This window comes from Mesorhizobium sp. M0052, from assembly GCF_040323255.1.
Classification (GTDB): Bacteria; Pseudomonadota; Alphaproteobacteria; order Rhizobiales; family Rhizobiaceae; genus Mesorhizobium.
Genome location: NZ_JAMYUS010000008.1, coordinates 278,153 through 285,935, shown reverse-complemented (window position 1 = coordinate 285,935; position 7,783 = coordinate 278,153). Strand labels below are relative to the sequence as shown.

Below are 7,783 nucleotides of genomic sequence, written 5' to 3'. Positions count from 1 at the left end.
ACTCGTCCGTTGCCTTCAACAGCGCCTTCTGCTCGGCTCGATGACGGACCCAATCGGCAAGGGGACCAACTGCGACAAGAGGAAGGTTCACAAGCATAGGAAGGTTCATGAGCATCGGAGCACTCCCTTTACCGCTGCAGGAAACTGAACGTAGCCTACGCCGATACGTCGGTGCGTCTGTGACAAACCTCACAGATCAATCGGGAACGGGCAAAAGGTGCCCGGATGCCTGACGGTGTGTTTTTTGTGTCATGTCGCGTTTCATGTCGCACGGAATTGCCGGGTGTCAGAGAAAGCCCTTTGTAATCAATGGTAGCCACTTGCAACATGGTGCGACATGAAAAAGGGCCCCCGAAGGAGCCCTGCTTCGCTAAACCATTGTTATTCCTATGTAACCGGTTGGAGGCCTCGCCCGGAATCGAACCGGGGTGCAAGGATTTGCAGTCCTCTGCGTAACCACTCCGCCACGAGGCCTCATCGCTCCCGGCGAGCGAACTCAATATGGTGGCAGCGAAAGGTCGTCAAGCGTCCGCGCGGCATTCCGGCGCGCTTTCCTCATCAGCCGCCGCAACGTGGTTCCCTAGCGATTTCAGCGCTTGGCGCACCGGCATATTGGCCGCTCCTCAACCATGGCTGCGCGACCGGCGAAACTCGAACCCGCGGCTTTACGCAGCGGGTGCAAACTGGCTTCCACCGTAAACGCGCGGCTGACACCAGGGCTGCCGTTCTCAAGGAGATATTCGAGGGGAAGGTCTGCGAGGGGCTGGAAGCGAAGCGTCCACTGAACCGGGACCGCGCGCCATCGCTTTCAATTTGGCCGGCGACGCCGTTCCCACCAGACGACGAACCGGCGCCGCAGGCGGCGCACCGCGGCAAATTCGTAGGAAAGCACCAAAAGGCCGAGCGGAATCATCCAGAAGCCGAGAATCGGCAGGAAACCGAGAAGGCCGAAAAACACCAGCACGATACCGATGGCGATCCTCAGCCCGCGCGAGCGCGGCATGGTGAACTCGCGCCCGAACACCGAGATTTTCCGCGCCGGTGCCTGGTTTTCGTCTGCTGCAGTCATGTCGAAAGTCGATCCGGTTGCCTTCGATAAAGCCATATGCGCTAAAGGCTGCAATCGCCTTTCAGGTTCCGCCGACCAAGGTCCGACGGCGCCCAAGACGGCTCATATGTGGTGTCATCCGGCGATTGCCAGAAACCATTGGGTGAAAATGCGCTAAAAAATGCGAAATGCTTCTTTGCAAAGCCGAAAAGGGTTTGCTATAGGCTGCGCCACTCACATGAGAGCCTCTATTCCCCGGTAGCTCAGTGGTAGAGCAACCGGCTGTTAACCGGTTGGTCGCTGGTTCGAATCCGGCCCGGGGAGCCAACATTTCCAAAGGTTTCAGAGTTTTGCGGAACAGCCGATTTTCGGCTGATCTACAGCATATCTACACCAATCGACTTCGCTAGGCGCCGATCCAGGCGGGAATCGCCGAAGGAGAGAAACCACCATGGAACATGGTTTTTGATGAGTTGATCCGCTTGCACAGGACGCAGCCGACATGGAATTGGCAAGCTGTCGCGGCGGCATGGGCGCTTCGCCTTTCCGGCAATCTGACAACGGGTATCGCAATTGGCCTCGGGATTGCCATAGGCCACGTGCTCGGAGGCTGAGACCGTTGCAGACGAAAACGGGCTCCCCACCGAGCAACATGGGCGGCTAGGCTAGTCATGTTTCTCAACTGGTTACAGCAGCAGTCACCCGTGAAACAGGGTTCAAGCCATCTTTCGCAGTGCGGTGGCGGCTGCCTTGAGAGCGGGGAGATGCCATTCGGTATCGCCGGTCTGCATGTCGCGAGCCACGAAATCGATCATGGCAGCAGCGCCCGCTGGCGTCGTTGCCCGCGTTTGGGCAAATCGACGCGTCTCAAGTATGAACGCTTTCCGAGCTTGGCGTGCGCGGCTTCGAAGTTCTGTCAGCCCTGCCCGCCTGTCCCAATCATCGCCGGCCCGCACTGCCGCACGATATCGCTTTTTGGCGTCGGCAAACTCTTCCTCGATCCGCGCAATGTTGGCGCCCGGGAGGTCCAGGAACTCGGCGCGTGCCGCTTCAATCTCTCGCCCGCCGATCGCTGAATGGTAGCGCCAGGCGATCAGCCGACTCGGCCAGAACCCATGCGTTGGGCGGGCCAGGCCCTCAGCATCGTCTAACAGCGAACCACAACGGCTGAGTGCTCGGTCGGCGGCCTTGAGACGATCGAGCGCGGCAAACGCCGGGTCGGGCCGAACGCTCTCGAAGCTCTCTGCCGCTGTCGCTGAGCTGATGTGCGGCCCGGCAACTGCCAAAGCACATGCTGCTGCCCCTGTCGAAGCCGCGATCAAGGCTCTGCGATCGATATGCTGGTTCATGAAGCTCTCCTGTACTGGTTTACGCACCGCGGGCTCGCTTCCCGCACGCGAAGTAGTCCAAGCCATCAGCAGCTTACGTATGAAGCCGGGGCGGTGTGAATTTTGGGGATAATTGGGCAAGCCTTCGGCGGCTGCCCGAACAGACGTGTTCGGCATGCTCTTGCTCCTCTTGTCGCGTTATGCGATAACCGATTTCATGTAACGTTACGTTTCAAAAGTCAACCGATTTTCGGTAAGGTTATGGGTTAGATGGAATTATCTCCGGCACAGTGTCGCGCAGCCCGTGCTCTTTTGGACTGGTCCCAGGCGCAGCTTGCGACGGCTAGCAAAGTGGCGACGAAAACGCTTGCCGACTTTGAGCGGGGTAACCGCACGCCTTATGATCGCACCCTCGCCGATATACGTTCGGCGCTCGAGGCGGCCGGCGTCAGCTTCGTTCCAGAGAATGGCGAAGGGCCGGGTGTCCGGCTCAGAAAGCCGTCGCGGCCATGAGCGAAAAGCCGGCAAAATTGCTGCGCGGCGGCCTTCCACCAAGGCAGCAGCCCGCGCGATGCAGGTGAGCGAGCGCAGGGTGCGCATGGCGAAGGCCATCAAGCATCGCCCGGATCTTGTCGCAGCTGTCACAGCGGGCGCCGTGTCGCTGAAAGAGCTTACCGATGCGACAGGCAAGGTGAAGGCCAGTGGATTGGAACGCCTCAGAGCCGCCTATCGTGCTGCCACTGTGGATGAAAAGGCAGAGTTCATTGCCGAAAACTCATGGAGATAATCGTCGACAGTGTCGAACTAGGATGAGCCGGCCGCGTTTTTCATTCAGCGATCTGGGGGATTTCGGCAAAGCTACTGACGAAGCTCAGCTGCTCAGCGCAGTTGATGGGCAGATGGTCTGTACGTCTTTGACCCTGAAAATCTGTTGAACTCACATCGATGAATAGCATCACTGCCGGCCCGCATTGCAATATTTCGATCATGCGCACTCCCGGCACCGGTTTTAAAACGGTGAGCGTCAAGAGCTTTGTTTCGCCCGGGGATACGATCACCGCGCTGCCGGCCACCCCCACGATCCGCAGGTCGAGGCCGTCGACTTCCTCACTGCCGAGTTTGCCAGACAATGAGGCGCCGGAAATGGTGCCCGCTCTGATGCCGCTATTTGAAGCCAGAAGTCCGATCGACTGATCTGCGCTCGATTGAATGGAGTATATAAGGTGCGAATTCTTAGGAGTGAATAGGTTCACTGCTATTGGGACTACAACTACAAAAACTGCAACAACTGAGTTCAGAAGGGCGACGATCGATATCGTCCATGCAAGTGTGTACGGTCGAGTGTCTTTTTTTTCCACCGAGTCTTGCCCCCTTTCAGCGACTTTACCGATAGCACCCGATGTGCGCGGATGCCACAGACAGGCAAGATCACGACAGCGAGACCGGCTTCGAGCACACGCGGCGCGGGAGTTTCCCAACGACTATCCACTCTAGACCTTTGAGGCAGTGTTTCAGTGCTGGTCACGTGAAACGTTCAACCGACGGAGGTCGCGGGGGCGAGCACTCTGGACTCTCCCCCGTAATGGACGCATTTTCCCCAATGGGGGAATAAAGGCGTGGGCAAGGTCCAGCGTCATGGAGGGGCTAACCAGGCCGACCGCTGGCGCAAGAACGCCAAGCGGCGGCGGTTGTGGCGATGGCAATACCTGCCGGCGCTGGTGATGATGGTTCCCTTGACCGCGTTTTTCACCGTTCACCCACAAGCGCTCGACAAGGTCGTCGGGCTCGTCCCAACTGGCTGGCTGAGTGGAACCCGCACGGCCGGCGCGGGCAGCTGCGATATCAAGGGGAACATTTCCATCAATACCGGCGAGCGGATTTATGACGTCCCAGGGCAGGAGCATTACTGGGAGACGAAGATCAGTCCTCAGTACGGCGAGCGCTGGTTCTGCAGCGAGGCGGAGGCACGGGCCGCCGGCTGGCGGAAGGCCCGGCGCTAGAGGGTCGTCAACACTGCGCTTGCCAACCGGCTCGGCATGTAGGATTATTGTCCTCGTTGCGGCGACCCCACTCAACGGAGATCGCCAATGGCCAGAACCAAACCTTCCGAACAGCTTTCCCTGGCTGAAATTGACCGCTTCCTGGCGGCAGCCGAAGCGCTGCACAAGAGCATCGTCGGGCCGCTCCTGGCGTACCACAGCGAGCATTACCAGGCCCTGCGTGAAGTCCATCGACCGCTGTTGAAGTCGATCGAGACCATCACCGGACAAAAGGCGCAATTCATCCAATGGAACGGGACAGGGCCGGCACAGCCGCGTGAGAAGCCGCCCGGCTAAGGGGTCTCTTCCCTGAAATCCTGCAAGGACGCATGGCGCAGGTCTTCCTCTCCGCGCAGGTGCTTCACGCGGCCGATCAGCCCAGGCTTGACCCATTGCGTTGCCGGCCGCTTCATCCCCTTGGGCGCCTTCCCCGGATGCTCTTGGACCCGTTTCCAGAGCCGTTCGCGCATTTCCCGGTTCAACGTCACGAAAGCGCTGCCGACATAGCGCCCGGTGCCGCGCTCGGCCATGAGAGCGAACGCCGGCTTGCCTGCCTCGCGCTCGACGCCGAGCAGCTCGTACTCGTCGATCGAATAGCATTTGGCCTTCAGCCAGTTGGTCGACGCTCCGCTGCGGTATTTGCTGTCGCGGCGCTTCGACACCATTCCCTCGAGCCCGGCCTGGTCGACCAGGTGAAAGATGGCCTTGGCTTCACCCGGCAGCGGCTCGCTGAACTGGATCCGGCCGCCCGGCTCGATCATGCCGGCCAGGATTTCGCGCCGCTCCTCGAGCGCCATATCGCGAAGATCGTGCCCGTTGAGGTGCAACAGATCGAAGGCGACGAAATAGAGGTCTTGCTGGCGGCGGGTGATCGCCTTGCGCAGCTCGCCGAAGTCGGACAGGCCGGCATCGTTCAACACGATGATCTCCGCCGTCGACGATCGCGCTTTCGGCGCCCAGGGTCTTGGCCTCTGTCACCAGGTCGCGGTATTTCGCCGTCCAGTCGTGGCCATTGCGTGTGTAAATCCGGATCCCGTCTTCATCGATGATGAGCTGCGAACGGTAGCCGTCGAACTTCACTTCGTGAATCCAGTCGTCGCCCTCGGGAGGCTTCTCCACCAGGGTCGGCATCAACGGCGCGACGAACTTCAAACGCATGCACTGACCCACCGTCCGGCGATTCAAGCCGCGAACCTGAAATCGGTTCCGGAACATTTTAGCTCAAATGCATGTTTCAAAGGTTATGAAGATCGAAGCCGACGAATGCCGGGCAGCGTTGACGCTCATCCGGCGCACAATCGAGGACCACTGCCCGCCCGGCGTGCTGCCCAGCGAGGAAGCGGTGAACGGTCTCTATGGGCCGGGGCTCATGGATGAGGCGGAAGCGCTGGCGGCTGCCATCGTCGCAACGATCGATCAGATGCAATTGCGCGTGATGGTGAAACCACCGTCCCCGAGTATCAAATAGGGGCGGACACAGGGAAGCTCGCTTGGTCGCGCGACGGTGGCCGAGTCTTGCGGGAGACCCCCAGCGGGAACGCGCGCCCAACGCCGCCGCGGCGCTCTAATGTCGCGGACCGCGCGGGTTTGCAGTAGCAGTGACCAGGCTTGCGGCCGGTCGAGCGATTATCGGCGCTGTCGTGCAGGGTGACACCGCATATGCGGGAAATGGCGTGGATATCGCAGGGATGACGATCTGTCCGTGCCAGCATGCCGCGCCTCGCTTTGGAGAACGTGGCGATATTGCATAAGTCGCGGCTTATAAGCAAGGCCTCGGCCGGCGCGTTCCGTGCTGGTAGACAACTCGCCGGGCGAAGACCCCAACTACCTCGAGCCCGGCGAGGCCTTACACCTGATCAGAGTACGCGATCAGGACCGGGGTCAGCCGGCAAGATTGATGCTGCAAGAGCGGTGCCAGCATTTCAGTGCTGAAATGGGACGGTCTTCACAAAAGCCGTGCAGCAAAATGGCTCCTTGGCTGTGACGGAACCAAGCATCCGATATCAGGGCACCTGTCGTCACTTGCGCAAATATCAGCTTTGAGAGATGCTAACGCCGCCTTGGGAGGGCTGGGGGATGAAAACAAAGGTATTCATGGCACTTGGTGCCGTGGCAGTGCTTTGCGGCTGCCAAACAAGCAATCAAGCCGACTACATGCAAATAGGCTACGGGCCTAGTTTCGACGTCGCCCATGCTCAATGCGAAATGCATAAGGGGTCAGTCGACCAAGGCTATATTGCTATCGGGTCTCCGGGATTTGTTGCGGGGGCCGGTATCGGCAATGCCCTGGGCAATTTGGCTGCCGAAGACCAGTATATGAAAAACTGCCTGATCCTAAGCGGGTGGAAGCGTGCCCCGCATGGGCAAGGTGCCGCAGTTGCTGCAGCAGCCGTCGCTGCTGGCGCGCAACCGACGCCGTACGGGATACAGAGGGCGCCCGGCAGTTGGATCAATACGGCTTTGCTGGACTGGTCAGATGCGAACAATAAGTGCGTCGCCGGTAACAAGGCCTCCTGCGCAACTCGAGCAAAGCTGGGAGCTCAGCTGAGAGCCGCCGGCGTCAATCCGGCACCAGTCTGATGTCCAAGGTGGTGGCGCGTCCTGCAGTGCTGTTCTTTCTGAGCGCCATTCTGGCACTCAGCGGCTGCGCTGTGGACTATCTCAACAACTACGACACCGTGACGCTCGCCGCCGGCGACGCCAACCGGGCCAACAGCCTCGCCCAGACCGTCGACCCGTTCAATCCGAACAGCCAGAACACGCACATCGAGGGTAACGGCCAACGCATTGCCGGCGTTGTCCAGCGATATCGTGGCGTGACGCCTGCCGGACTTGCGACGGTGCCGAATGGTGGTGCCGATCTGGATTGCGCCGGCGGCAAGGGGAACAATCCGGTGGTGCCGCCGAACACGCCCCTCACCGGGCCGGACGTGAATGGCCTGGACCGCAATCACAATGGCATCGCCTGCGATAGGCATTGAGTAATGGGCAAGCGGCACCGATACGTCGCGGACAACGAGTACAACCGGCGACGGTATCGCCGGCATAGGCGGCCGCCTGAACGGGCGCCTTGGTGGGAATGGTGGGTTGGGCTCCTCGGGCTCCTGACGCTGCTGGGCGTCGGTTTGGCGATCCAGATCGGTCCTGAGTTCACCAGTTGCAACATCAAGGGCAACATCAGCTACAACGCCGGCGAGAAAATCTATCATGTCCCCGGCCAGGAATATTACTCCGAAACCCGCATCAGCCTGCTGAAGGGCGAGCGCTGGTTTTGCTCTGAAGACCAGGCGCGCGCGGCCGGGTGGAGGAAGGCTAGGCAATGAATACCAACCATCCAGCGCCTAGCCGGACTGCCCTCGTACTTGCGG

General features: G+C 60.1%; 11 protein-coding genes, 2 tRNA genes and 1 pseudogene. 9 read left to right on the top strand and 5 right to left on the bottom strand.

The features are described 5' to 3' along the window. Window positions 1-400: 400 nt before the first annotated feature. A tRNA-Cys gene (locus tag NKJ77_RS13785) sits at window positions 401-474 on the bottom strand. Window positions 475-808: 334 nt separating this feature from the next. Continuing rightward, the gene (locus NKJ77_RS13780) at window positions 809-1,069 is read right to left on the bottom strand and encodes a PGPGW domain-containing protein (protein WP_027050334.1); all 261 of its coding nucleotides are present in this window, start codon (window positions 1,067-1,069) and stop codon (window positions 809-811) included. A gap of 231 nt (window positions 1,070-1,300) precedes the next feature. Between NKJ77_RS13780 and NKJ77_RS13775 the strand changes: the two genes are divergently transcribed. Further along, a tRNA-Asn gene (locus NKJ77_RS13775) sits at window positions 1,301-1,375 on the top strand. A gap of 389 nt (window positions 1,376-1,764) precedes the next feature. Here NKJ77_RS13775 and NKJ77_RS13770 read toward each other — a convergent pair. Next, window positions 1,765-2,397, bottom strand: a complete 633-nt coding sequence (locus tag NKJ77_RS13770; RefSeq protein WP_352535338.1) for a hypothetical protein — start codon at window positions 2,395-2,397, stop codon at window positions 1,765-1,767. 249 nt (window positions 2,398-2,646) lie between these two features. On the opposite strand from NKJ77_RS13770, the gene NKJ77_RS13765 reads away from it, so the two are divergent. Together NKJ77_RS13765 and NKJ77_RS13760 are read left to right on the top strand one after the other, a co-directional pair. Continuing rightward, the gene (locus tag NKJ77_RS13765) at window positions 2,647-2,889 is read left to right on the top strand and encodes a helix-turn-helix domain-containing protein (protein WP_352535337.1); all 243 of its coding nucleotides are present in this window, start codon (window positions 2,647-2,649) and stop codon (window positions 2,887-2,889) included. Further along, on the top strand, window positions 2,858-3,163 hold the full coding sequence (locus NKJ77_RS13760) for a hypothetical protein (RefSeq protein WP_352535344.1): 306 nt from the start codon (window positions 2,858-2,860) through the stop codon (window positions 3,161-3,163). Before NKJ77_RS13765 ends, NKJ77_RS13760 begins: the two co-directional genes overlap by 32 nt. A 40-nt stretch (window positions 3,164-3,203) precedes the next feature. On the opposite strand, the gene NKJ77_RS13755 is transcribed toward NKJ77_RS13760, so the two are convergent. Then, entirely contained in the window at window positions 3,204-3,734 is a 531-nt protein-coding gene (locus NKJ77_RS13755; protein WP_352535336.1) for a hypothetical protein, read from the bottom strand. 258 nt (window positions 3,735-3,992) lie between these two features. Here NKJ77_RS13755 and NKJ77_RS13750 point away from each other — a divergent pair, with 258 nt between their 5' ends. After that, window positions 3,993-4,376 carry a sunset domain-containing protein gene (locus NKJ77_RS13750; protein WP_352535335.1) on the top strand — a complete coding sequence of 128 codons (384 nt, stop codon included), beginning with the start codon at window positions 3,993-3,995 and terminating at the stop codon, window positions 4,374-4,376. Between the two features lie 87 nt (window positions 4,377-4,463). Next, complete coding sequence (locus NKJ77_RS13745) at window positions 4,464-4,712, top strand: hypothetical protein (RefSeq protein WP_352535334.1); 249 nt, start codon at window positions 4,464-4,466, stop codon at window positions 4,710-4,712. Here the strand turns inward: NKJ77_RS13745 and NKJ77_RS13740 are convergent. Next, window positions 4,709-5,573, bottom strand: a pseudogene (locus NKJ77_RS13740) (ATP-dependent DNA ligase). The gene NKJ77_RS13745 and the pseudogene NKJ77_RS13740 overlap by 4 nt on opposite strands. Window positions 5,574-5,658: 85 nt before the next feature. Here NKJ77_RS13740 and NKJ77_RS13735 point away from each other — a divergent pair. From NKJ77_RS13735 to NKJ77_RS13720, 4 genes are all read left to right on the top strand, one after another. Then, window positions 5,659-5,883 carry a hypothetical protein gene (locus NKJ77_RS13735; protein WP_023693039.1) on the top strand — a complete coding sequence of 75 codons (225 nt, stop codon included), beginning with the start codon at window positions 5,659-5,661 and terminating at the stop codon, window positions 5,881-5,883. A gap of 608 nt (window positions 5,884-6,491) precedes the next feature. Further along, window positions 6,492-6,995: a hypothetical protein gene (locus NKJ77_RS13730; protein WP_352535333.1), complete on the top strand. Its 504-nt coding sequence runs from the start codon at window positions 6,492-6,494 to the stop codon at window positions 6,993-6,995. Next, entirely contained in the window at window positions 6,995-7,396 is a 402-nt protein-coding gene (locus NKJ77_RS13725) for a calcium-binding protein (protein WP_352535332.1), read from the top strand. The genes NKJ77_RS13730 and NKJ77_RS13725 overlap by 1 nt, the downstream gene beginning before the upstream one ends. A gap of 3 nt (window positions 7,397-7,399) precedes the next feature. Continuing rightward, window positions 7,400-7,738 carry a sunset domain-containing protein gene (locus tag NKJ77_RS13720; protein ID WP_352535331.1) on the top strand — a complete coding sequence of 113 codons (339 nt, stop codon included), beginning with the start codon at window positions 7,400-7,402 and terminating at the stop codon, window positions 7,736-7,738. Window positions 7,739-7,783 lie beyond the last annotated feature (45 nt).